Source organism: Aestuariirhabdus litorea (genome assembly GCF_003864255.1).
Lineage (GTDB): Bacteria > Pseudomonadota > Gammaproteobacteria > Pseudomonadales > Aestuariirhabdaceae > Aestuariirhabdus > Aestuariirhabdus litorea.
Window position 1 is genome coordinate 1 of sequence record NZ_QWEZ01000001.1, and the last position, 22,655, is coordinate 22,655.

20 protein-coding genes and 1 rRNA gene are annotated in these 22,655 nt (G+C 60.1%); 15 read left to right on the plus strand and 6 right to left on the minus strand.

The annotated features are described in order from the left end of the window. Together rrf and D0544_RS00005 are read left to right on the plus strand one after the other, a co-directional pair. Nucleotides 1-74 (plus strand): 5S ribosomal RNA (gene rrf / locus D0544_RS17470); the annotation flags it as partial. Nucleotides 75-200: 126 nt separating this feature from the next. Beyond that, nucleotides 201-1,757 carry a cation:proton antiporter family protein gene (locus D0544_RS00005; RefSeq protein ID WP_125015811.1) on the plus strand — a complete coding sequence of 519 codons (1,557 nt, stop codon included), beginning with the start codon at nucleotides 201-203 and terminating at the stop codon, nucleotides 1,755-1,757. A gap of 41 nt (nucleotides 1,758-1,798) precedes the next feature. Here D0544_RS00005 and ppa read toward each other — a convergent pair whose 3' ends face one another. Then, on the minus strand, nucleotides 1,799-2,329 hold the full coding sequence (gene ppa, locus D0544_RS00010; RefSeq protein ID WP_125013619.1) for an inorganic diphosphatase: 531 nt from the start codon (nucleotides 2,327-2,329) through the stop codon (nucleotides 1,799-1,801). A gap of 221 nt (nucleotides 2,330-2,550) precedes the next feature. On the opposite strand from ppa, the gene D0544_RS00015 reads away from it, so the two are divergent. Next, the gene (locus D0544_RS00015) at nucleotides 2,551-2,886 is read left to right on the plus strand and encodes a rhodanese-like domain-containing protein (RefSeq protein ID WP_207905728.1); all 336 of its coding nucleotides are present in this window, start codon (nucleotides 2,551-2,553) and stop codon (nucleotides 2,884-2,886) included. Nucleotides 2,887-2,923: 37 nt separating this feature from the next. Here D0544_RS00015 and D0544_RS00020 read toward each other — a convergent pair whose 3' ends face one another. After that, nucleotides 2,924-4,897, minus strand: a complete 1,974-nt coding sequence (locus D0544_RS00020) for a type IV pilus assembly protein FimV (RefSeq protein WP_125013621.1) — start codon at nucleotides 4,895-4,897, stop codon at nucleotides 2,924-2,926. Nucleotides 4,898-5,218: 321 nt separating this feature from the next. Here D0544_RS00020 and D0544_RS00025 point away from each other — a divergent pair, with 321 nt between their 5' ends. The 3 genes from D0544_RS00025 to D0544_RS00035 all read left to right on the plus strand — a co-directional run bounded on the left by D0544_RS00025 (nucleotide 5,219) and on the right by D0544_RS00035 (nucleotide 10,856). Beyond that, a complete protein-coding gene (locus D0544_RS00025; protein WP_125013623.1) occupies nucleotides 5,219-9,100 on the plus strand; it encodes a DUF1631 family protein in 3,882 nt (1,293 codons plus the stop codon). An 80-nt stretch (nucleotides 9,101-9,180) separates the two neighbouring features. Further along, a complete protein-coding gene (locus tag D0544_RS00030) occupies nucleotides 9,181-10,062 on the plus strand; it encodes an NAD(P)-dependent oxidoreductase (protein WP_207905729.1) in 882 nt (293 codons plus the stop codon). Between the two features lie 2 nt (nucleotides 10,063-10,064). After that, nucleotides 10,065-10,856 (plus strand): hydroxypyruvate isomerase family protein, encoded by a 792-nt coding sequence (locus D0544_RS00035; RefSeq protein WP_125013626.1) that lies wholly within the window; start codon nucleotides 10,065-10,067, stop codon nucleotides 10,854-10,856. Here the strand turns inward: D0544_RS00035 and D0544_RS00040 are convergent. Beyond that, nucleotides 10,848-12,458, minus strand: a complete 1,611-nt coding sequence (locus D0544_RS00040; RefSeq protein WP_207905730.1) for a DUF3369 domain-containing protein — start codon at nucleotides 12,456-12,458, stop codon at nucleotides 10,848-10,850. The two genes, D0544_RS00035 and D0544_RS00040, sit on opposite strands and share 9 nt — an antisense overlap. Nucleotides 12,459-12,576: 118 nt before the next feature. Further along, a complete protein-coding gene (gene mnmL / locus D0544_RS00045) occupies nucleotides 12,577-13,491 on the minus strand; it encodes a tRNA modification radical SAM protein MnmL/YtqA (RefSeq protein WP_125013628.1) in 915 nt (304 codons plus the stop codon). Between the two features lie 46 nt (nucleotides 13,492-13,537). Here mnmL and D0544_RS00050 point away from each other — a divergent pair, with 46 nt between their 5' ends. From D0544_RS00050 to D0544_RS00065, 4 genes are all read left to right on the plus strand, one after another. Beyond that, nucleotides 13,538-14,125: a 2-thiouracil desulfurase family protein gene (locus tag D0544_RS00050; protein ID WP_125013630.1), complete on the plus strand. Its 588-nt coding sequence runs from the start codon at nucleotides 13,538-13,540 to the stop codon at nucleotides 14,123-14,125. A gap of 180 nt (nucleotides 14,126-14,305) precedes the next feature. Continuing rightward, complete coding sequence (locus D0544_RS00055; protein ID WP_125013632.1) at nucleotides 14,306-14,932, plus strand: c-type cytochrome; 627 nt, start codon at nucleotides 14,306-14,308, stop codon at nucleotides 14,930-14,932. A 20-nt stretch (nucleotides 14,933-14,952) separates the two neighbouring features. Beyond that, a complete protein-coding gene (locus D0544_RS00060) occupies nucleotides 14,953-15,546 on the plus strand; it encodes a hypothetical protein (RefSeq protein ID WP_125013634.1) in 594 nt (197 codons plus the stop codon). 44 nt (nucleotides 15,547-15,590) lie between these two features. Beyond that, nucleotides 15,591-16,352 carry an amidohydrolase family protein gene (locus tag D0544_RS00065; protein WP_125013636.1) on the plus strand — a complete coding sequence of 254 codons (762 nt, stop codon included), beginning with the start codon at nucleotides 15,591-15,593 and terminating at the stop codon, nucleotides 16,350-16,352. Between the two features lie 44 nt (nucleotides 16,353-16,396). Here D0544_RS00065 and D0544_RS00070 read toward each other — a convergent pair whose 3' ends face one another. Beyond that, nucleotides 16,397-17,662: a 6-phosphofructokinase gene (locus D0544_RS00070; RefSeq protein ID WP_125013638.1), complete on the minus strand. Its 1,266-nt coding sequence runs from the start codon at nucleotides 17,660-17,662 to the stop codon at nucleotides 16,397-16,399. 222 nt (nucleotides 17,663-17,884) lie between these two features. On the opposite strand from D0544_RS00070, the gene mpl reads away from it, so the two are divergent. Next, nucleotides 17,885-19,270, plus strand: a complete 1,386-nt coding sequence (gene mpl, locus D0544_RS00075) for a UDP-N-acetylmuramate:L-alanyl-gamma-D-glutamyl-meso-diaminopimelate ligase (protein WP_125013640.1) — start codon at nucleotides 17,885-17,887, stop codon at nucleotides 19,268-19,270. Continuing rightward, a complete protein-coding gene (locus D0544_RS00080; RefSeq protein ID WP_125013642.1) occupies nucleotides 19,260-19,874 on the plus strand; it encodes a flavin prenyltransferase UbiX in 615 nt (204 codons plus the stop codon). The genes mpl and D0544_RS00080 overlap by 11 nt, the downstream gene beginning before the upstream one ends. A 22-nt stretch (nucleotides 19,875-19,896) precedes the next feature. Here D0544_RS00080 and D0544_RS00085 read toward each other — a convergent pair whose 3' ends face one another. Then, on the minus strand, nucleotides 19,897-20,457 hold the full coding sequence (locus tag D0544_RS00085) for a DedA family protein (RefSeq protein ID WP_125013644.1): 561 nt from the start codon (nucleotides 20,455-20,457) through the stop codon (nucleotides 19,897-19,899). Nucleotides 20,458-20,535: 78 nt separating this feature from the next. On the opposite strand from D0544_RS00085, the gene D0544_RS00090 reads away from it, so the two are divergent. The 3 genes from D0544_RS00090 to rlmH are packed head-to-tail and all read left to right on the plus strand — an operon-like array spanning nucleotide 20,536 to nucleotide 22,651. After that, nucleotides 20,536-21,792: a glutamate-5-semialdehyde dehydrogenase gene (locus D0544_RS00090; RefSeq protein WP_125013646.1), complete on the plus strand. Its 1,257-nt coding sequence runs from the start codon at nucleotides 20,536-20,538 to the stop codon at nucleotides 21,790-21,792. 42 nt (nucleotides 21,793-21,834) lie between these two features. Then, nucleotides 21,835-22,176, plus strand: coding sequence for a ribosome silencing factor (gene rsfS, locus D0544_RS00095; RefSeq protein ID WP_125013648.1), 342 nt, complete (start codon nucleotides 21,835-21,837; stop codon nucleotides 22,174-22,176). 7 nt (nucleotides 22,177-22,183) lie between these two features. Then, nucleotides 22,184-22,651: a 23S rRNA (pseudouridine(1915)-N(3))-methyltransferase RlmH gene (gene rlmH / locus D0544_RS00100; RefSeq protein WP_125013650.1), complete on the plus strand. Its 468-nt coding sequence runs from the start codon at nucleotides 22,184-22,186 to the stop codon at nucleotides 22,649-22,651. The last annotated feature ends 4 nt before the right edge of the window (nucleotides 22,652-22,655 follow it).

Below are 22,655 nucleotides of genomic sequence, written 5' to 3' on the forward strand. Positions count from 1 at the left end.
AACTCAGAAGTGAAACCTCTTAGCGCCGATGGTAGTGTGGGGTTTCCCCATGTGAGAGTAGGTCATCGTCAAGCTTTTACACAAAACCCCGATCTGCACAGGTCGGGGTTTTTTTATGCCTTGCTGACGCTGCCGGGTATACTCTTTGGTGTTGAGACCTGTTCACGTTGCACATCGATGGAGTATGCCCCTTGGACCCCATGATCCTACTCTTTGCCTTCGTGTTCGGCTTGGCTGCCCGTCAGTTAGGGTTGCCGCCACTGGTTGGCTTTTTGCTAGCTGGATTTGGCCTTAATTTTAGTGGCGTCGAAGCAACAGAGCTGCTGCAGAATATCGCTGACCTGGGAGTCACATTGCTGCTTTTTTCCATCGGGTTAAAGCTCGATGTACGCCAGCTTCTGAAGCCCGAAATCTGGCTTAGTGCCTCGCTTCATATGGGGCTAACAGTATTGCTCTTTATTGGGGTCTTAAAGGTGGCCGCCTACAGCGGATTATCACTTTTGCAGGGTGTTGATGGACGCGCCCTTGTCCTGATCGGTTTTGCACTCAGTTTTTCCAGTACCGTCTTTGCAGTTAAGGTGCTGGAGGACAAGGGTGAGGTTCGTAGCCTCTATGGGCAGATCGCGATCGGTATTCTCATCATGCAGGATCTTTTTGCAGTGCTCTTCATTAGCGCTTCAAAGGGGGAATGGCCATCGCCCTGGGCGCTCTCCATTTTGTTATTGCCACTGATCCGCCCGCTCATGTTTCGCATACTGGATCGTGTCGGTCACGGTGAAGTACTGGTTCTGTGCGGTCTGTTCTTTGCGCTGATATTCGGTGCTGAGCTCTTTTATCTGGTTGGCCTAAAGCCGGATTTGGGCGCGTTGCTGATCGGTATGCTTCTCGCCTCCCACGATAAGGCCGGGGAGATGGCAAAGGCGCTCTTTAACCTTAAAGAGCTTTTCCTGGTCGCTTTTTTTCTAACCATTGGGCTCACCGGACTGCCCACCTGGGAAACATCGGTGGTAGCACTCTTGGTTGTGTTGGTCCTGCCCCTTAAGGTGGCACTCTATTTTGCACTTAGCAGCCTTTTTGGCCTGCGGGCAAGAACCAGCATGCTGAGTGCTTTCGCGCTGGCCAACTATAGCGAGTTTGGGCTGATTGTCGCGGCCATTGGCTGGAAGTCAGGCTTGATCTCCGAACAGTGGCTGATCGTGATGGCGTTGGCGCTCTCTTTCAGCTTTATCCTCTCATCACCGCTCAACAGTCATGCGCTGTTAATTTATCAACACCTGGGGCGGTACCTCAATCGCTTCCAGCGGGCACGCCAGCACCCCAGTGACCGGCCTCTTGAGCTAGGAAACCCAGAAGCCCTGGTGTTCGGCATGGGGCGCATTGGTGCAGGCTGTTACGATTCGCTCCGCGCTCGCTTTGGTGATGTTGTGGTTGGAATAGAGCACGACCCGTTGAAGGTTCAGCAGCACCGGGAAGAAGGACGCCGGGTTGAGTTGGGGGATGCGACCGACAGTGATTTCTGGGACAAGCTACGTACCGGGGACCGGTTAAGGCTGGTTATGCTGGCGATGCCACACCACCACAGTAATCTTTTCACAGCCAGCCAGCTCAGAAAGAGCGACTACCAGGGGCGCGTTGCTGCGGTTGTGCGCTTCAATGATGAGGCCGAAGAGCTGCAGGCGGTTGGTGTTTCATCGGTGTTTAACATGTACGAGGAGGCCGGGGCTGGCTTTGCGGACCATGTGTGCGCTGAGGATTGAACAATGGTGGCGGGCAGCGGTCGCTGCCCGCGCCAGGTACCTTAGCCTTTGTAAGCGGCTATGGAGTCCATGATCGCTTTTTTCGCAGCGTCTGCATTGTCCCAGTTGTCAACCTTGACCCATTTGCCCTCTTCCAGATCCTTATAGTTCTCGAAGAAGTGCTGGATCTGCTTGAGGAGCAGCTCAGGAAGATCGGTGTACTCCTTGATGTCCTTGTAAAGGGTGGTGAGCTTATCGTGGGGAACGGCGATCAGCTTGGCATCTTCACCGCTCTCGTCACTCATGTTCAGTACACCGACGGGACGGCAGCGGATGACTGAGCCCACGGCTACCGGGTAGGGGGTTACCACCAGTACGTCCAGGGGGTCGCCATCGTCGGCCAGGGTGTTGGGGATATATCCATAGTTGGCCGGGTAGAACATGGGGGTTGCCATGAAGCGGTCAACGAACACCTCGTTGCTGTCCTTGTCGATCTCGTATTTGATTGGAGCACTGCTGTTGGCCGGGATCTCGATCGCTACATAGATATCGTTAGGAGCGTCTTTTCCGTAGGGGACCTTGCTAAAACTCATGATGTCGCCTTTTAACTGATGCGTTGGAGAAATGGTGGGCGCAAAGTATAAAACCTGATCAGCGACGATGCCAGCATGCTGAGCGTTAAGTCGTGGTGGGATGGGGGGAAGGAGGCAGTGGATTTGGCGTCTTGAGGGGTTTAGTGTGTGGAGTTACAGACGAGTGCGGCAGGCTTCCCGAGTATGCTGCCTTTTAATTTGATTGGAACGAGGTAAGCCAGATGATGACAAAGGTCCGTGCAGGATTGGGTGCCGTACTTATGGCGGTTTTGGGGATCAGCTCAGCGGCCATGGCGGCAGGGCCCTCCCCGGATGAGTTGGTGATTGATGTTCGCACCCAGGCTGAGTTTTCCGGTGGCCATTATCCTGGGGCTACGAACATCCCCTTTGATGTCATCGAGAGCCGTATTGAGGCGCTGACCAGCGACCGTGACCAGCCGATTGCACTTTACTGCAAAAGTGGCCGGCGTGCGGGCATTGCATTGCAAACACTGGAGGCGATGGGATACACCCGGGTCACCAACTATGGTGGCCTGTCCGACATTTCGGCGCCCTGATCGACCCGGGGACGCCGGGGGAAGCCGCTAGTGGGGGCTATCCCTTCGGGTCCTTTTGCTTGCTTTCTTTCCCGGCCGCTTTGCTGCTCTGGATTTTGTGCCACTCCTCTTCCGATGCGCTGTCCAGGTCCAGGTCAAGCCCGGTAAGAGACTCCTGGGGCGGGAAGTAGTCCAGTTCTTCGCTGTTGAGCCCCAGCTCCTCATCGGTGAGAAGCACCTCGTCGAGAGTGTCGGGGACGGCTTCCTCGGGTTCGGAGAGCTCATTTGAGAGCGGCCTGTTCATAAGGCGCCTGAGCTCACGCAGCTGCTGCAGCACGGCCTCGCTTGGGCTGCCATCCAGTTCAGCGGCCAGCTGGTCAAACGCCTCAGTGTTCTCCTCTTTGCAATGCAGTTCTAGTAAGGTCAGCTTGAGGTCTTCGCGGTCCGGGTCCTGGGCAAGGGCATCCCTTATCAGGGCTTTGGCTTCACGCAGTCGCCCATATGCCAAATAGATATTGGCGGCGCGTATGGTCTCGTCGAGTTCGTCCTCCTCCTCTTCGAGGAGCTGGTCATCCTCGATTCGAAGTGGGTCTGGCTCGGGGGTGCGAAACACAGGTTTTTTTATGGGCTCATCCGGCTCCTCCCGGGAGGGCATGGCAAGCTCCGTATCGTTGGTCTCTTTTTCACGAGTAATCAGGGTGTCGGCCGTCAGGGTCTCGTTGCGTTGATTGATGCCACGCCTGATCAGCAGCCAGATCAGCGCTATAAAGAGTAGAAGCGAGGTGGCTGCTGCAGCAAGGAAGGCGGGATGGGTAATCACCTCCCGGGAGCTGAGCGCGGTTGGTGGCTGGTCGACACGGATATTGACCAGGTTGCTGTTTGGGTTTGCGTCGGCCTCGAGGCGGGTCGTTGTATTGGTAGACGATGACGGCTGGGGGCTGTCGCCAGCGGCTTGCAAAGAGGCCACTGCCGGTAGCGATGATCGCTCGTTGGCCAGGGTCTGGTCCAGCGATTGCTGTTTCACCTTGAGCGCTTCCAGCTCTTCGTACTGCTGCAAAATGGTTCTGAGCAGAACAGCTTTCTCCTCCATCAGCTCATTATAGGTCGACTTGAGCTGGGCGATATCTTGAGTGGCCAGGCTCTGCTCTTCATCAGCGGACAGCAGGCGCAAGCGATCACTGCCTGATTCGGGGGGCAGGGGGGCGGGCTCGCGTGGCGGTGTTGCTGGGGGCGGGGGCTCGTTAGCCCTGGTTTCGGAAGCGGCGACAGCGGGAGCCGCGTTGGTCCCAAGAGCGGCTATTGCCTGATTGCCCTTGCTGATCTGGGTGGCTATGTAGCGGCGTGCTTCGTTCTGGTTGAGAGCCATTACGTCGCTTTGTGTGGGAACCTTTAACCGCTGGTTGGTCTTAAGGAGGTTGATGTTGCCGTTGATGAACGCCTTTGGGTTCATCTGGTGCAATGCCTGCATGGTTTGGCGCACACTGACCTGCTCGGAGGGGCGTAGCCGGCTGGCGATGATCCAGAGAGAGTCGCCGGGGCGGGTTTGGTAGTGCTCCGTGGAGGGGGGCGCAGGTGCAATTATTGACTCAGTCTCCTGGGGGCGACTGCTGCCAGCGGCATCCGGTGCCGTGGGCGTTTCGGCGGGTGGATCGAGTAGCACGGCGTATTCGCGCAGTAACTGCCCCCTGGACCACTGCAGGTCCAGCACAAAATTGAGGAAAGGCTCCTTCACGGCATCCTTGCTGGTAACGAGCAGGTAGGGGCGTCCGCGGTTATTTGTGCGTAGCTCGAATTTCAGTTGGGTCAGGAATTGATCACGGGCAATGCCCATGCGTTGGAACGCTTCCCGTCCTGCCAGTTTGGCGATTACCTCTCGGGGTTCGACGCTTTCCTCGGTGGTCAATTCAATCTCGGCCCACAGAGCGCTACCCAGAGTCGACTTGACAGTGATCTGCCCTACCCCCATCGCCAGGACCGGGTTGGACAGAAGCAGCGTGCTGCACAGGGCAGCGATCGAACACTGACGCAACATATCCTAGATTTCCTTCATTTCCCTGATGGTTGGCGCGTAAATCTCACGGCAAGAGGCTATGGTGGTGTGTCGGCCATAATCCCGTCTCTAATTCTGTGCCCTGCTTCTATTTTTAGCACAGAGTCTTTTGTATTTCAGAATACTTTATAGCTGTTTGTTAAAAAGGAGGGGGAGGGCGCCTTTAGCATCCTAATCAGCATACTGAATATCGAAAGTCGGCATATGGCATGCTTTCGTATAATAGCGCTATGATAAGGTGAGCTTGGGGAGCCAACCCAACCAGTAGCTGTACTCCCACACGACAGGAAACGATGGGCCAGGATGAGGGACGAACGCAGAACATCGGTACGTATACCCTTTAACTGCCGTGCGCAGTTGATGGTGATGGGCCATTCGGCGCTCGGCTGCCGAGTGTCGGATCTGTGTTCAGGGGGATTCTACCTGACCCAGATTATGGGCTTGGCCAGAGTTGCCCGGGACCCGCTTAACCCGATGGTCGAAGGGGCTCAAGCCGAAGTGCTGGTCTACCCAACCGGAGTTGAAGGGGAGGTACCACTGCGTTTCAGCACCTTCGTTCGGCGCATTGAGCAAGACTCCCTGGGAGTTGAGTTGGCCGCGCCCGGGTCGGTGCATATCACCAGTCTGATCGAAATGGCTCGCAACCACACTCAGCAGGTGGCTCATGAAACCTACCGGCGACCGCCCCAACCTTCGCTGGCCGTGCGCAGTGAGTTGGTGGCGCGCTTAAGGCCCTCGGTGGATCATAGCCTCTCAGCGGTGCTGGATGACTTCTTTGAGTCTGCATCCAGCCGCCTACTGACATCAGCGGGTCAGGCGAGCAACAATACCGAGCAAAGCCAGTACTTTGACCTGATGGGCGAGCTGAAGAAAAGCCGCCAGCTGTTCTCTCGGCAGATTATGCGCCAGCTGTTGGAGGCCTGGGATGCCTTTGCCAAACCGGTTGTGGTGGTCAAGGAGGTGGCACAGCAGCACCCTGAGAACGACCTGTCGGTGGTGGACAAAGATGAGTTTGAGGACTGGCTGGCCATTAACGTCATGGTGAGCAATGCGGAAGCCAAGTATCGACAACAGGTTGAGTGGCTCCAGGCTCGACTGAGTGTGCTGGCCGGACGTGATCTGGAGGCCTCCAGCAACCCTTTCAGCCCAGATTATCTCTACGCTTGCATGCAAGGGGCCGTGGGAATGATCACCACTACCTCGCGCTTGCAAAAAGAGCTGTACAAGATTTTTGAGCTGGCGGCACTACCTCGATTGGGTGAGCTCTATGCGGTATTCAACGAGCAGTTAAAGGCCGCAGGCGTGCTACCTGACATCGAAAAGCGCCGTAAAGAGCGCCGCCAGGGAGCGGCACAAAGCCGACAGGAGGCGAGAGCCGAATCCCCTCACCCCCACCAACAGGTACCAGAGGCCGACCCTGCACCGCATCAGCAACGGAGTCGGGCCGAGGACGGGAGTGCGTCCCTCGCCGCGCTGGAAAGCATACAAAACCTGTTGGCCTGGCGGCGAGCCTCGGCGACAGTGGCGCCCCATGCCCCGAAAGGAGCCGCCAACAGTGATGAGTTCTCTGCTGTGGCGCCTGCGTCGGCTAAGAGCGCTAAGTGGTCCCAGGTGGAGTTGATGGCTGCGTTGACGGTACTACAGGGTCAGCTGCGGGATGCCGTACCGCAGGCGTCAGGGCAGGACTTAAGGGACCAGCTTGCATCGACGCTGAGTTCATCTGATCTTCAGCAGCGGGAGTTTAGCGACATACAAAAGGATTGCCTCGATATTGTCGATTCGCTGTTCGAGGTGCTGATGAACCACCATGACATACCCGAACGCATTCAGCCCTGGCTCAAAGCGCAGCAGGTCCCCCTGTTAAAAGTATTGGTCCAGGACCAAAGTTTTTTTAATAATCCCCAGCACCCGGCCAGGCAGGTATTGAACAAGATGGCCAGGCTGGCTGCGGCCCCCAGTGGGTCGGTCGAAAGTATGCAAAAAACCCTCAAAGGCTACTGCGACCGAATTATCACCGAGTATGACCGCGACCCCGGTGTGTATGACGAAGTGCGCCAGGAGCTGGACAAACTTGAAAGTCGGCAGTTGCAGGCGATCGACCGCAACACCCAGCGACTGGTTCGCAGCTACGATGGCCAGCAAAAGCTGAAGCAGGCGAAACAGGTGGTGGGCTGCGAAATTGACTTGCGCATCGGCGGTCGACGCGTTCCCCCTGTGGTAATGGAGTTGCTGGATATCGGTCTGCGGGACGCCATGGTGTTGACCTTTGTACGAGAGTCCGTCAACAGCGAAACCTGGCACGAGCTTTGGCAACTCTTTGATCAGCTGTTGGAGTGGCTGGGCGTGTGCAAGCGGCGCGAGGTGGGGGCTGAGCTGGAGCGGTCGCTGGAGACGGCGGCGCTGCTGGAGATGGTTGAGCGCTATCTCGAGATTCCGGCGGTTGACCCCTTTAGGCGAGATCAGGTGATCGAGCAACTTCAGCAGGCTCTCCTCCTGGACCCCTCGGCCCAGACACGGGAGGACTGGATCGAAGTGCCGGTCGTCAGCACCCCCAGGGATGATCGAGAGCATTCCGAGGAGACTGAGAGTGTAGTCGGTGCGCGCTGGAGACTGAGGGCCAAGCGTCTTCAGGTCGGGGATTGGTTGGGCCAGATTGATAGTGCCGATCGCTCGGGTGATATTAAACTGGCCTGGATCGGTGACGGTTTCTCGACATTTGTGTTCGTCAACCGCCAGGGGTTGAAGGCCGTAGAGTACGAACTTGATGAGCTGGCCCAGGCAATGAGCGAAGGATTGCAGCCGGTCGACCACCGTTCGGAGGACTCCCTGTTGGATCAGGGTATATTCAATATTGTCCAGAACGTCTATCGAGATATGGCCTATCAGACCAGCCATGACCAGCTGACTGGATTGTTGAGTCGAAAGGCGTTCGAAAAACAGCTGCAGGGGCTGGTGTTCGCGGGCCATCAGGCGGAGCGAAGCCATGCTCTTTGCTATATCGATGTCGACCTGTTCAAGGTGGTCAACAATAACTGTGGCACCGAAGCGGGCGACCAGCTGCTTCAGGAGGTCGCCCTGACCCTGGGTGAAGCTGAACACCCCATTCTGTTGAGTGGGCGGGTCGGGGGCAATGAGTTTGCGGTGGTGTTTGAGGGCATGGGGTTGGAACCCGCGCTGCTGGCGGCAGAGTCCCTGCGATCTGCCGTAGAGTCGATGGAATTCAGCTGGGGGGATAAACGACTCCCGCAAACCGTCAGTATCGGGGTGGTGGAGATCAACACCTTTGCCAGCTCTGCGGCGGATCTTTTGCACAACGCCAGCGCCGCCTGCATGAAGGCCAAGGAGGGGGGGCGTAACCAGGTGATTGCCTTCCAGCCCGGGGCAGAGTTTTCACGGCAGAGTGAAGAGATGGCTATGCTGGCACTGGTTCAGCGCGTGTTGGAGGAGGAGTTGTTGGAGTTGCGATGCCAGCGCATTCAAAACCTCGCCAGCCCCAATGCGCCGGGCCATTACGAAGTGCTGTTGAGTGTTCGGAATGCGGAGGGGGACGATATTCCGCTGGAGGATTTCATTCGGGCGGCGGAGAAGCACAACCGGATGGCCGCCGTGGATCGCTGGGTCATCCGCACCCTGTTCCAGTGGATTGCCGATCACCCGTTGCAAGCCGAGCTGATGGGCAGTTTTTCGGTCAACCTGTCGGGTAACTCCCTGAATGACAACCGGTTGATGGACTATATTCTCGAGCAGTTTTCCGCCAAGGGCGTTGCCCCCGAGCGAATCTGTTTTGAGGTCACGGAAACCTCCACCATCACCCACATCGCCAAGACCGCGGACCTGATTAGGGAGTTGAAGCGTTTCGGTTGCCGTTTCTCACTGGATGACTTCGGGACAGGGCTTTCCTCCTTCGCCTACCTCAAGCAGCTCCCTGTGGATTACCTGAAGATCGACGGGGTATTTATCAAAGAGATTGCCCGAAGCCCGGTGGATTTTGCCATGGTGAGGTCGATTAAAGAGGTCGGCCATTTCATGGGCATGGAAGTGATCGCTGAATATGCGGAAAGTGATGACGTATTGCGTTGCCTGCGTGAGATAGGTGTTGACTATGCACAAGGCTACGCCGTCGAAAAGCCTCAGCCCCTGAGCTACTTCCGGGAATATTTTTCCGACCCGGTATTTGCCTCCTAACAACCACTTTACCCACCCGGGTCAGGCCTGCCCTCCGTTTTGCGGAGGGCAGGCCGGGTGACAGCGATTTACAGGAAACAGTGAGCATGGAAAAACTGGGATTTATAGGTATCGGACTTATGGGGGCAGAAATGGTGCCGCGCTTTCTCGATGCCGGCTATGAGGTCTTTATCTGGAACCGGACAGTGGAAAAGATGGCACCCCTGGCGCAGCGGGGCGCGCGTCCCTGCGCGTCGATTGCCGAGTTGGTCGAGAGTGCGGATATCCTTCTGCTCTGTCTGGGGGACACGGCCGCCGTTGAGAGTGTCGTGTTCGGCTCTGGCGGTATCTCCTCCCAGGGGAGGCCGAGCCAACTACTGCTGGATTTGTCGAGTATCGATCCGGGGAAAACCCGCCAGTTTGCGGCGGACCTGAAGGCGAGTGCCGGAGTGGCATGGGTTGACTGTCCGGTGTCGGGCGGGGTTGTGGGTGCCCGTCAGGGCTCGCTGGCGATCATGGCTGGAGGCGAGGAGGCGGTTATCGAGCGTGCGCGGCCGATACTGGAGTGTGTTGGCCAGCGGCTGACCCGTATGGGGCCGGTGGGGAGCGGCCAGTTGACCAAGGTTTGCAACCAGATGATTGTGGGCTGCAATGCGATGGTCATCGCCGAGATGATCGCATTGGCCCAGCGCGGTGGCGTCGATGCCGAGAAGATTCCACAGGCACTGGCGGGCGGCTTCGCGGACTCGCGTCCTTTGCAGATATTGGGTCCGCAGATGGCGACTCACTGTTTTGAGCCTGTTGCCTGGCATGTCAGAACGCTGCTGAAGGATCTGGATACGGCGCTTCAGGTCTCCCGGGAGGCGAACAGCCCCGTGCCCATGAGTGCAGCCGCTGCCCAGCTGATGCGTGTGCATGCGTCCAGGGGAAATGGCGAACGGGACCCCTCTACCCTGATCCAGCTTTACTGTGAGGCCGAATAACGATGCCCAAATTTTGTGCCAATATCAGCCTGCTTTACACCGAGGTTCCCCTTGAGGAGCGGGTGTCGAGGGCTAAAGCCGATGGTTTTGAGTCGTTCGAGGTCCAGTTTCCATACAGCATTGAGCCCGCCGAGTGGCGCAGGCAAATGGATCTGCACGGGGTCGACTGCGTGCTGTTCAACGTGGAGGCCGGTGACCTGATGCAGGGCGGTGAGGGGCTGGCCGCGGTGCCCGAGCGGCAGGCGTCGTTCCGGCAGGCGGTCGACCAGGCGCTGGTTTATGCGCAGTGGCTGCGCCCCGCGGTGATCAACGTGCTCCCCGGGCGCTGTCGCCGTGCGCAGCAGCGGGATCTCTACCTGAGCACTCTGGGGGAGAACCTGGCCTATGCTGCCGAGCGGTTTTCAGCGTTGGGGATTACTACCTGCCTGGAGGCGATCAATACCACTGATATGCCCGACTTCCTGATCCATAACAGCGGGCAGATGGCGCAATTGCTGGAGGCCGTCGGCCGCCCCGATGTAAAAATGCAGTATGACCTCTACCACATGGCAATGATGCAGCAGCCGCTGACGGCAGACCTGGGGCACTACCTGGATCGCATTGGTCACATACAGTTTGCCGATGCGCCCGGGCGAGGTGAGCCCGGCAGCGGTGAGTTGGATCTTGCCGGATTGTTTGCCGAAATCGATCGCTTGGGGTATCAGGGCTGGGTCGGTGCCGAGTACCGCCCCACCCGGGAGACCTCCTGCACCCTTGGCTGGAGGGGACCTTCTCAGGACCTGAGCCTAGGGTGAGCCGCTGGGGCGACTGTCCGAAACAGGGGGCGGTCGAAAGGCATCCCGGTAGCGCTCGCGGATCAGGAGGACCTGGTCGAGGTTATCAAACAGCAGGTCAACCACCCTTGGGTCAAACTGTGCTCCCCGCTCCCTGCGAAACAGTTCCAGAATGGCGTCCAGCTCCCAGGCCTTTTTGTAGCAGCGGTCGCAGGCGAGGGCATCAAACACATCGGCGACGGCGGTAATACGCCCGGCGATATGGATCTGCTCTCCTTGTAAGCCGTTCGGGTAGCCGCGGCCGTTCCAGTGTTCGTGGTGCTGATGCGCAATAATCGACGCCATCTGCAGAATGGGACGGTTGGAGGTGCGCAGCATCTCGTAGCCAATACCCACGTGCCGTTGCATCACCTCCCACTCTTCGGCCGAGTGCTTTGCCGGCTTGTTGAGCACGGCATCGGGGATGCCGATCTTGCCCAGGTCATGCAGCGGGGAGGCTGATTTAATGATGGTAGCCTCCTCCTCGCTGAGGCCAGCCTTGAGAGCCAGTAGGTAGGAGATTTCGGCGACCCGCTTGACGTGATTGCCCGTCTCCTTGGAGCGGGATTCGACCGCTTCGCCAAGCATATAGACCGTTTCCTGTTGGGTTTGCTCCAGCTCATCCTTGAGGTGGGTGTTTTCGAAAGCGATAGCAACGTTGGTGCAAAAGATCTCGATCAGCTGGCGGTCCAGTTCATTGAGCTGGCCGACATTTGAAATGCACAGCAGGTGCACCTGACCGCTACGGGTTTCAAAGTAGGCGACCATATGCTCATCGAAATACTGGTTGCAGCGCTCGCGGGTGGCCTGTTCCAGTGCATCGTAGACGGGCTTCTCCAGCATGTTATGGCAGTTGTGCTGCCCCACCAGTGGCTCGTAACTGCCGGTCCCCGCCAGTACATGGTAGCCGTTGCCTTCCCGGGTTACAGCAAAGCCGCTGGCCACTTTAAAGTAAGCCGCATGTTCGCTGAGATTCAGCAGTGAGGTGAGCTGCATGAGGACCGCTGAGGTGAAACGCTGAAGCGAGGTAATCTCGAAAATATGGGAAGAGGATAGAATGACCTGCTCGAGCCCCCTGCGGCTGGACTCCAGCGCGGTGATGTCACGGAATGAGCGCAGGGTGGAGTACATCAAAGTGCGCAGCTTGGTGGCGGTAAGCTCCGTCTTATCTTTGTAATCATTGATGTCATAGGCCGAGATGACGGTCTCCTCCGGGGCCTGGCCCGGTTGCCCGGTTCGCAGCACCAGTCGGATGCGGCTGTTGCCCAACTCTTGGCGAATGGCCTTTACCAGCTCCAGGCCGGCGTGGTCGGTCTCCATCACCACATCGATCAAGCCAACCGCGATATCGGGGTGCTGCTCGAGCGTGTGACGGGCCTCCTCGGCCGAATAGGTGCTGAGGATCTCAAGGCGGCGGCCTGCAAACTGGTAATCGGAGAGCACCAACCGGGTTACGCTGTGCACCTCCTCTTCATCATCGACCACCAGGATTTTCCATGCGGGCAACGGCTGGATGGGGTGTGATGCCTCCGACCGTTGATCAGGAAACTCATCGGCAAACATAAAGCTGGAGCTGTCCTTCATTAGCGGTACTCGTTCGCAAACAAAAGGCGGTCCCCTGGGGACCCTTAGCCAAGTTTAGACGAGAAATTGTTAGGCAATTAAGGCGGAATCTTTTGGCGGGATATAAGCAAAATGGGTTTTATTGCGAGAGGTAATGCTCGCCCGGTTTCTGCGTCAGGCGCTGGTGGATCTCGCCCAGTACTCCCCACTTGCTGCGACACCACTGGGGAGCCAGCAGGTAATCGGGCGACCCTGAACCGTGCAGGCGGTGGAAGATCAGCCCGGGGGGGGCGCGGCGAATGATCTCGGCCACCGTTTCGCAATACTCATCCAGCGACAGCTCCTCTATCTCGCCCCGCTTCCACTGGCGCGCAAGTTGGGTGCCCTTGACGATATGCAGTGGATGGACCTTGATGGCGTCAACTCCGAGCTCAATCACCCTTGCGAAGCTGTCGAGGGCGTCGCTGCCCCGTTCGCCGGGGAGGCCGATGATCAGGTGAGTGCATAGCTGCAGTCCGCGCGCTCGCACGCGCTGGACAGCGTCGCGGTATTCGGCGAAACCGTGCCCGCGGTTAACGGCGGCGAGGGTGTCATCCCGTGCCGACTGAAGCCCCAGCTCGAGCCACACCTCTTTGCCTTGGCGTTGGTAGCTGGCCAGCAGGTCCAGTACCGGGTCGGGGACGCAGTCGGGGCGGGTGCCGACCGCCAGTCCGATGACCTGGTCGCAGGCCAGTGCCTCGTCATAGAGCTGTTTGAGCCGCTCCAGCTCGCCATAGGTGTTACTGTAGGCTTGAAAGTAGGCGATGAATTTACGCGCCCCGGTCATCTGACTCATCCGTCGGCGCCCCTGCTCAATCTGCTCGCGGACACTGTCGTAGCGGGTGGTTTGCGGGCTGAAGGAGTTGACGTTACAGAAGGCGCAGCCGCCTATGCCTCGGCTGCCATCACGGTTGGGGCAGTTAAAGGCGGCGTTGACCGAGAGCTTGTACACCTTCTCGCCGTACTTGCGCTGCATGGCTTGGCCGAAGGTGGTAACGTAACGCGTGAGATCCATGGTTAAAACGGGGTATCTGATTGGGCGGCTATAGTAAGGCCGCAGGATGCATCCGACCAGAGCGGTCGCCTGGGAGTTAGGTGGGAGTTGGCCAATCCTTGACCTGGGTCATCCGGAGAGGGGGGAGGGAGGTGGTGTGGAGCGGGTGTTGGTGAGCGCTTGCCTGCTGGGGCAGCGAGTTCGTTATGATGGAGAGGGGTTTGAGCCCGGCGATCTGCTCCTGCGTTGGCAGGGTGAAGGGCGCACCCTGGCGCTGTGTCCCGAACAGGCGGGAGGGTTGGCGGTACCGCGACCTCCGGCGGAGATTGAGGGGGGGCAGGGAGGGAGCGTACTGGCGGGAGACACACGCGTGATCACCCGCAGTGGTGCCGACCTGAGCGACGCCTTTATTCGAGGGGCTGAAGCGGCGTTGGCGCTGTGCCGGCGCGAGGGGGTGCGCATGGCGGTGCTCAAGGCGCGGAGCCCCTCCTGTGGTAACCGGGAAAGTTACGATGGCAGCTTTACAGGTGTGCGTGTCAGTGGGCAGGGGGTGACCGCTGCGCTGCTGATGAGGGAGGGGGTGCGGGTGTTCAATGAGCAGGAACTGGAGGATGCTGAACGCTATCTGCAGGGACTGGAGTCACTGTCCGGGTAATAATTTTTTTTGAATTGAGACCATGGGCGCACTCTGGTGTCAACTTCTGTGCGCCAGATCTTTAAATGTGCTAAGCGCGTCAGTGACCCGTGGGGGAGGGCTGGTATATCATAGCGGCCTTTTAGGGATACTCTTCGCCTGAAGGGCGTCCCCCTTGTGCGCACGATTGAGGATTTACGGATGAGATACATGGTTTTGCTGCTGTCGTTGATGGCCTCTTTGGCTCAGGCCGAGACGGTCGAGCAGTTGATGACAAAACTGAATGCGATTCAGAATGACCCTAAGCTGTACGAGAGCGCCCTCTATCGTGCGGAGCAGCGCTCGGTGCTGTGCGGTCATTGCCACGGGGTAGATGGTAATAGCAAGCGAGACCATATTCCGAATCTGGCTTCCCAGCGGGCCGAGTACCTGCTGACCCAGTTCGAACTGTTCGGCAACGGCAAACGTCACGATTATGTGATGAGCAAACTCGCCAAAACCCTCAGTGAGGATGAGCGGGTGGATATCGCCATCTTCTTCTCTCACCAGGCGGTGGTGCCCCGTGAGAGCAGTGCCCCGGGGCCGCTGTTGGCAAAGGGTAAGAAAACCTACGAAGCGACCTGCGTGGCCTGCCATGGTGCGGATGCGTACGGACAGGGGCTGCAACCTCGCCTGGCGAGCCAGCCGGTCCAGTATCTGGTCAATACGCTGCAAACCTACCGTGACGACCCCAGTGTGCGGCCGCTCTCGGCCATGCATGATATTGCCGGCAAGCTGAGTGATGGCGAGATCTCTGCATTGGCCGCTTACCTCTCCAGCCTGCCCTAGGGCCCCGACCCTTGCGAACGATGGGGTGGCGACTGTGGTGTGGTGTGGGGCTGCTGCTCTCCGCCGGCCTGCTGCATGGCGAGGAGGTCCGCTCGACGGACCCGCTGTGTGGGCTCTATAGCCAGCGGGTCGCTGAAATTCTCTACTCGCCCACCGCCCTCTGGCAGCGTACAGGCCAGCCGTTACAGGCGATCCGCCTGGTGGAAGACCTGGAAGCGCAGGGGCGTTACTGTGCGGCCCCCCCTCGGATCCAGTCTCATGGACCGGGCAGCGCTCTGTTGTGCGCCGAGCTGGATCGCCTGTTCAGGCGTCACTCGGGGTATCTGGCGCGTCAGTGGGCCGTGAGCGAAAGTGACGGGCAGAGCCTTTCCCTCTTCCAGCTCATGGGGGAGAAACGGGGGCGCTACTGCCCCGGTGCCCTCCCCCTGGCCATTGATCCGTTAAGGGGGTTGACGCGAGCATTGTCCTTCACCCTGCTGACCGACCCATCGATCCCGGCCCTGCCGGCCTCCGCGCCCCTGCCCGCCGCCTCCCTGCCGGCATCGGGCCCACGGCTCAGCATGGGCTGGTATTATCTCGGGGGCAGTGCGGGGCTCCATCCGCACTACCGGTAGTAGTCTACACTGGGGAACTGGCAGCCTATCCAGACGAGCCCTCGATGTCCCGATCCCTGTTTGACGCCCACCTGCACATCATCGACCCTGCCTACCCACTGATCGCCAACCAGGGCTATCTGCCGGAACCCTACGGGGTCGACGATTATCGGCAGGAAGTGGCCCCCTTCTCGATGGCGGGCGGGGCGGTGGTCTCCGGCTCTTTCCAAGGGTTTGACCAGACTTACCTGCTGGCGGCGCTGGAGCGGTTGGGGTCCGGCTTTGTGGGGGTGACCCAGCTGCCCCGGCACACGTCGGACGAGGAGTTGGAGCGGCTCGACCGGGCGGGGGTGCGGGGCATCCGTTTTAATCTCTATCGGGGTGGTTCAGAGGGGGTTGAGCAGCTGGTGGGTATGGCGCAGCGGGTTTTCGAGCGCTGCGGCTGGCATACAGAGCTCTACGTTGACTCCCTTGCGCTGGCACCCCTATTGCCGGCGCTGGGGGATATTCCCCGCTACTCCATCGATCACCTGGGGCTGCGTCGCGAAGGATTGCCGTTGCTGCTGCGGGCGGTAGAGCAGGGGGCGCGGGTCAAGGCCACCGGGTTCGGGCGGGTGACCCTGGATGTGGCGGACAGCCTGCGGCAGATCCACCAACTGGACCCCAGCGCCCTGATGTTCGGCACGGATCTGCCGGGTACCCGTGCACCCCGGCGCTTTCAGGCGGCCGATATCGCACTGGTGGAGGAGAGCCTCGGGAGCAAGGCGGCGGAACGGGTGTTGCGGCTCAATGCGCTGGCATTTTATCGCTGCGGGGGAGAGGGCTGACGTAAGGGGTGGGGAGCTGCGCGGCGGCGCAGCTCCTGCCAGGGTTAGTCGAACTTAAACTCGGTACGCAGCTTTTTCTCAACCAGCTGGTTTTTCAGGGTTACGTAATGGGGCAGGCCATTGACGTAGGGAGGGTAGTCTTCGCCCTGAATCAGCGGTGACAGGTACTCACGACAGGAGTCGGTGATGGCGTAGCCGTTATCCTTGATAAAGTGGATCGGCATCTTCTTCTCCTGGTTGGCTACCTGGCTCAGAGGCGCCTCCCCCACCCTCCAGCTGTAGGGCTTGTCCGACTCGCGCACGATAATGGGCATCACCGCATTGCGACCGGCCAGGGCGAACTCAATGGCCGCCTTGCCCATGGCGTAGGCTTGCTCCACATCGGTGGCGGAAGCAACGTGGCGCGCCGCCCGCTGCAGGTAGTCGGCAACCGCCCAGTGGTACTTGTAGCCCAGTGAGTGCTTGATCATGGTGGCCAGGGTCGGTGCCACACCGCCCAGCTGGGTGTGTCCAAAGGCGTCCTTGTTGCCAGAGTCGGCAAGAAAACGGCCATCTTCGTACTGGGCGCCCTCGGAAGCCACGACCACGCAGTAACCGTATTGCTTCACGCACTGCTCGACGCGGGCGAGGAACTGCTCGCGGTCGAACGCGATTTCCGGGAACAGGATAATGTGGGGCGCGTCCCCCTCCTTCTCGGCGGCCAGGCCGCCGGCGGCTGCGATCCAGCCCGCGTGGCGTCCCATGACCTCCATGATGAACACCTTGGTGGAGGAGTTGCACATGGAGGCGATATCCAGCGCCGCCTCCTTGATGGAGACCGCCACGTACTTGGCGACGGAGCCGAAGCCGGGGCAGTTATCGGTAAAGGGCAGGTCGTTATCGACGGTCTTGGGGATGCCGACGCAGGTGATCGGGTAGCCCATCTTCTCGCTGATCTGGGAGACCTTGTAGGCGGTATCCTGGGAGTCGCCACCGCCGTTGTAGAAGAAATAACCGATGTTGTGCGCCTTGAACACCTCGATCAGGCGCTCATACTCCGCCTTGTTCTCCTCCAGGTTGTGCAGCTTATAGCGGCAGGACCCAAAGGCCCCGGCGGGAGTGTGTTTAAGGGCGGCGATATCCTCGCAGCTTTCCAGGCTGGTATCGATCAACTCTTCGCTGAGGGCACCGACGATACCGTTGTGGCCCGCATACACCTTGCCGATTTTGTCGGGGTGCTGGCGAGCGGTTTCGATCAGTCCGCAGGCGGACGCGTTAATGACAGCCGTTACGCCGCCAGACTGGGCGTAGAAAGCGTTTTTGGGGGACATCAGGAGACTCCTGCAGGGTTAGCTTGGATGGGGGCGAATCATACTCGAAAATGGGATCATTTGCATAAGGGGATCTACGCATCGGTGCGCCGGTAGCCCTTGCGCCCCCTGATATGTGGCCGGTTTGCCGCGGTCGGCGGTTGGGCCGGATGGGCGTTGTGGCGCAGCCGTGGTAGGCTTGCCGTTTTTCACTCATTGTCTACAGCGATTGTCGGGGCCTCTATGCACATACACATTCTCGGGATTTGCGGTACCTTTATGGGGTCGCTGGCGGTATTGGCCAAGTCCCTGGGGCATCGTGTGACGGGCTCTGACCAGAATGTCTATCCGCCGATGAGTACCCAGCTGGAGGCCCATGGGATCGAGCTGGTGGAGGGGTACGATCCCGCCCAGCTGGAGCCGGCCCCCGATCTGGTGGTGGTGGGTAATGCCATGTCGCGGGGCAATCCCGCCGTGGAATACCTGCTCGACAAGGGGTTGCCTTACCGCTCGGGGCCCCAGTGGCTGGCGGAACAGGTGCTGCAGGGGCGCTGGGTGCTGGCGGTGGCGGGTACCCACGGTAAAACCTCGACCAGCTCGATGCTGGCCTGGATCTTGGAGTATGCCGGCATGGCGCCTGGTTTCCTGATTGGCGGGGTGCCGGGTAACTTTGGTGTCTCGGCGCGGCTGGGGGAGACCCCCTTCTTCGTGATCGAGGCGGACGAGTACGACAGCGCCTTCTTCGACAAACGCTCCAAGTTTGTCCACTATCAGCCCCGCACCGCGATCCTCAACAACCTGGAGTTTGACCACGCGGATATCTTTCCCGACCTGGCGGCGATACAGCGCCAGTTCCACCATCTGGTGCGCACTATACCGTCCTCAGGACTGGTCATCTTTCCGGCCGGCGATGAAGCCCTGCAAGGGGTACTGGCCGAGGGGTGCTGGAGCGAGCAACAGCCGCTCTCGCTGACCGATGCCGATGCCACCTGGTTTGCCCGTCCCCTGGCAGCTGATGGCAGCCGCTTTGAGGTCTGCCATCAGGGACAGCGTGTCGCCGAGGTCAGCTGGTCCCTGCTGGGGGACCATAATCGGGCCAATGCCCTGGCCGCCATCGCGGCCGCCCGCCATGTGGGGGTGACTCCGGCGGTGGCCGCTGAGGCGCTGGGCAGCTTTGCCGGCATCAAGCGGCGCCTGGAGCTGATCGCCGACTGCGGTGGGGTGCGCGTATACGACGATTTTGCCCACCACCCCACCGCCATCGAGACCACCCTGCGGGGGCTGCGGGCCCGGGTCGGGCAGGAGGGGCGGATACTGGCGGTGATCGAGCCCCGCTCCAATACCATGCGCATGGGGGTGCACCGCCCCAAACTGGCTCCTGCGACCGCCTGTGCTGACCGGGTCTACTGGTTCCAGCCGGCGGGGGTCGACTGGGCCCTTGAGGAGGTGGTGGCCCAAAGCCCCGTTGAGGCGGATGTCGAGTCATCAGTGGAGCAGTTGGTGGAGCGGTTGTTGCTGGAGAGCCGGGCAGGAGATCATATACTGGTGATGAGCAATGGCGGTTTTGGAGGGCTTCACCTCAAGCTCAAACAGGCCCTCGAGGAGCGGTATCCACAGCATGAGCACTAAACGCGTTACCCTGGCTTTAACCGGTGCCTCCGGCGCCCAGTACGGGCTCTGCCTGCTGGAACAGCTGCTGGCGCAGGGCTGCGAAGTCAGTTTTCTCATCTCCCGCGCGGCTCAGGTCGTAGTGGCCACCGAAACCGATCTCAAACTGCCGGGTGCACCCGCCGAGCTGGAGCGCTGGTTTGCCGAGCAGTACGCCGGGCTACCGGGGCGGGTAAGGGTGTATGGTCGTGAGCAATGGATGGCGCCGGTGGCTTCGGGCTCCGGGGCGCCCGCGGCGATGGTGATCTGCCCCTGCAGCACCGGTACCCTGTCGGCGATCGCCTGCGGAGCCAGCAATAACCTGATCGAGCGGGCCGCGGATGTGGCGCTCAAGGAGCGCCGCCAGCTGATCCTGGTGCCGCGGGAAGCGCCCTATTCGGAGCTGCACCTGGAAAACATGCTGCGCCTGACCCGCATGGGGGCCATGATACTGCCCGCCAGCCCGGGCTTTTACCATCGACCTGCCAGTGTCGAGGAGATGGTGCAGTTTGTGGTGGCGCGGATTCTCGACCAGCTGGGGCTGGAGCAGCGCTTTGTGCCACGCTGGGGAGAGCCCTCGCCCTAACGGGACGGAGAGGGTGGAGTGATCAGGGCCACCATTGGTAGAGCCACTCCAGCGAGGCGAGGGTATCGGGGTTGGTGGCTGCCCCCGCCAGGTAACCGGGTAGCAGGTAAACAGGCGCCCAACCGACCGCCGACAGCAGGTTGATGGCCACGAAGCGTTGTGCGGGCATCTCCAGCATGCCGGCCACCATCGGAATCACCGGCCTGAGTGGGCCGATAAAGCGGCCCAGGACCACGCTCAGCATGCCGTGGCGCTCGAAAAAGCGCTCCCCATTGTCGATCCACTGGGGGTTGTTGCGGAACAGGCGGGTGCGGCTCAGCGGGCCGTGGCAGTAGCGCCCCAGCAGGTAACTGAGGTTATCGCCGGCGATGGCGCCGATAAACCCCCAAAACAACAGGTTTTCCAGCGGCATGCCGCTGCTGGCGGCGAGCAGGGCGATGCCAAACAGCATCACCACCCCGGGCAGCACCAGCCCCACCAGGGCCAGGGACTCGGCGAACGCGGTCAGGCAGGTGACCAGCCCCAGCCACTGCTGGTGCTCCTCCAGCCAGGTGAGAAGCGGTTCAATCAATGCAAGGTCCATGAATAGGGGCGACTCCCGCCTGCGGGCAAGTTATAATCGGGCAAATTTTCGCTGCTATTGTCCCAATCTGGAACCCCTATGGATGTAAAAGAGTATATGGCGCAGGTCGGGCGCCGTGCCCGGGCCGCATCCCGTGAGATCGTCAAGGCCTCCACCGCGCAGAAAAATGCTGCCCTGCTGGCCACCGCCACCGCCCTCGACAGTGCTCGCACCGAGCTGGCCAGCGCTAACCAGAAGGACCTGGAGGCGGGGCGCAGCAAGGGGCTGGATGAGGCGATGTTGGACCGGCTGGCGCTCACTCCGGCCCGCATTGATGCCATGATCGAGGGGCTTCGGCAGGTGGCCGCCTTGCCCGACCCGGTGGGCACCATCAGCGATATGCGTTACGTACCCAGCGGGATCCAGGTGGGCAGGATGCGGGTGCCTTTGGGGGTGGTGGGAATCATCTACGAGTCCCGCCCTAATGTGACCGTTGATGCCGCCAGCCTCTGCCTCAAATCCGCCAACGCCACCATCCTCCGCGGCGGCTCCGAAGCGATCCACTCCAACCAGGCGATCGCTGCCTGCATTCGCCAGGGGCTGGCCGCGGCCGAGTTGCCACAGGATCTGGTGCAGGTGATTGAAACCACCGACCGTGCGGCAGTGGGGGAACTGATCACCATGCCCGAGTACGTCGATGTGATCGTGCCCCGCGGCGGCAAGAGCCTGATTGAGCGCATCAGCCGCGATGCGCGGGTGGCGGTGATCAAGCACCTCGATGGTATCTGCCATGTGTACATCGATGACCGTGCCGACAGCGGCAAGGCCCTGAAGATTGCATTGAACGCCAAGACCCACCGCTACGGCACCTGTAACACCATGGAGACCCTGCTGGTGGCAGAGTCGCAAGCTGAGCAGCTGCTGCCGGAGCTGGCAGCGCTCTACGCTACCCACGGGGTAGAGCTGCGGGGTTGCCCCCGTACCTGTGCACTGCTCCCCGAGGCGGTGCCAGCCACCGAGGCGGACTGGTCGACCGAATACCTGGCGCCGGTCCTGGCCATCCGCGTCGTCAGCGGTATGGAGCAGGCGATTGAACACATCAACCGCTACGGCTCCCACCACACCGATGCGATCGTCACTGAGGATTTAAGCAAGGCGCGCCGCTTCCTGACCGAAGTGGATTCCGCCTCGGTGATGGTCAACGCCTCCACCCGCTTTGCCGACGGCTTTGAATATGGGTTGGGGGCTGAGATCGGCATCTCAACTGACAAGATCCACGCCCGCGGACCGGTGGGCCTGGAGGGGCTGACCTCTGAAAAATACGTTGTGTTCGGAGATGGCCACATCCGCCAGTAATCCGAGCTGATCCTATCCCTAACGGAGAGATTTTTTTACTACATGCAATCTGAACAACTGAAAGACCTGGTGATCGAGTCCCTGGAAAACATGAAAGGCAAGGAGATCACCTGCCTCGATGTGCGGGAGCTCACCGACATTACCGACTACATGATCATCGTCAGCGGTACCTCCAATCGTCACGTAAAGTCATTGGCCGACGCCGTGGTAGAGGATGCCAAAAAGCAGGGGATTCGACCCCTGGGCAGTGAGGGAGAAGCCGGCAGCGAGTGGGTGCTGGTGGATCTCGATGAAGTGGTGGTGCACGTGATGTTGCCCGCTACCCGTCAGTTCTATGACCTGGAACGCCTGTGGGAGGGCTCCACAAGGCACGCCGCCGACTGATTCCTCCATGCGAATTCGCCTTATTGCCGTAGGTACCCGGATGCCCGACTGGGTTCAGCAGGGCTACCAGGAGTACGCCAAACGTCTGCCCGCCGACTGCGCGCTGGAGTGTGTCGAGATTCCGCTGGGCAAACGTACCAAGGGGGCCGACATCAAACGCGCCCAACGCAAGGAGGGGGAGGCGATGCTGGCGGCTATCGGCAGTGGTGATCGGGTGATCGCCCTCGAGGTGGGTGGACGCGCCTGGAGCACCGAGCAGTTGGCGCAGCAGATGCAGCAGTGGCGGCTCGAGGGTCGCCACCTGAGCCTGCTGGTGGGCGGACCCGAGGGTCTGGCGCCGGAGTGCGTGGCGCGGGCCGACCAGAAGTGGTCGCTGTCGCCGCTGACCTTGCCCCACCCGCTGGTGCGGGTACTGCTGTCGGAGCAGCTCTACCGCGCCTGGAGTATCCTCAACAACCACCCCTACCACCGATAAACAG

Excerpts from the sequence above, each read along its gene's own strand:
- D0544_RS00005 (WP_125015811.1), top strand. The coding sequence starts at position 201 with ATGATCCTACTCTTTGCCTTCGTGTTCGGCTTGGCTGCCCGTCAGTTA.
- ppa (WP_125013619.1), bottom strand. The coding sequence starts at position 2,329 with ATGAGTTTTAGCAAGGTCCCCTACGGAAAAGACGCTCCTAACGATATC.
- D0544_RS00015 (WP_207905728.1), top strand. The coding sequence starts at position 2,551 with ATGATGACAAAGGTCCGTGCAGGATTGGGTGCCGTACTTATGGCGGTT.
- D0544_RS00020 (WP_125013621.1), bottom strand. The coding sequence starts at position 4,897 with ATGTTGCGTCAGTGTTCGATCGCTGCCCTGTGCAGCACGCTGCTTCTG.
- D0544_RS00025 (WP_125013623.1), top strand. The coding sequence starts at position 5,219 with ATGAGGGACGAACGCAGAACATCGGTACGTATACCCTTTAACTGCCGT.
- D0544_RS00035 (WP_125013626.1), top strand. The coding sequence starts at position 10,065 with ATGCCCAAATTTTGTGCCAATATCAGCCTGCTTTACACCGAGGTTCCC.
- D0544_RS00040 (WP_207905730.1), bottom strand. The coding sequence starts at position 12,458 with ATGAAGGACAGCTCCAGCTTTATGTTTGCCGATGAGTTTCCTGATCAA.
- mnmL (WP_125013628.1), bottom strand. The coding sequence starts at position 13,491 with ATGGATCTCACGCGTTACGTTACCACCTTCGGCCAAGCCATGCAGCGC.
- D0544_RS00050 (WP_125013630.1), top strand. The coding sequence starts at position 13,538 with ATGCATCCGACCAGAGCGGTCGCCTGGGAGTTAGGTGGGAGTTGGCCA.
- D0544_RS00055 (WP_125013632.1), top strand. The coding sequence starts at position 14,306 with ATGAGATACATGGTTTTGCTGCTGTCGTTGATGGCCTCTTTGGCTCAG.
- D0544_RS00060 (WP_125013634.1), top strand. The coding sequence starts at position 14,953 with ATGGGGTGGCGACTGTGGTGTGGTGTGGGGCTGCTGCTCTCCGCCGGC.
- D0544_RS00065 (WP_125013636.1), top strand. The coding sequence starts at position 15,591 with ATGTCCCGATCCCTGTTTGACGCCCACCTGCACATCATCGACCCTGCC.
- D0544_RS00070 (WP_125013638.1), bottom strand. The coding sequence starts at position 17,662 with ATGTCCCCCAAAAACGCTTTCTACGCCCAGTCTGGCGGCGTAACGGCT.
- mpl (WP_125013640.1), top strand. The coding sequence starts at position 17,885 with ATGCACATACACATTCTCGGGATTTGCGGTACCTTTATGGGGTCGCTG.
- D0544_RS00080 (WP_125013642.1), top strand. The coding sequence starts at position 19,260 with ATGAGCACTAAACGCGTTACCCTGGCTTTAACCGGTGCCTCCGGCGCC.
- D0544_RS00085 (WP_125013644.1), bottom strand. The coding sequence starts at position 20,457 with ATGGACCTTGCATTGATTGAACCGCTTCTCACCTGGCTGGAGGAGCAC.
- D0544_RS00090 (WP_125013646.1), top strand. The coding sequence starts at position 20,536 with ATGGATGTAAAAGAGTATATGGCGCAGGTCGGGCGCCGTGCCCGGGCC.
- rsfS (WP_125013648.1), top strand. The coding sequence starts at position 21,835 with ATGCAATCTGAACAACTGAAAGACCTGGTGATCGAGTCCCTGGAAAAC.
- rlmH (WP_125013650.1), top strand. The coding sequence starts at position 22,184 with ATGCGAATTCGCCTTATTGCCGTAGGTACCCGGATGCCCGACTGGGTT.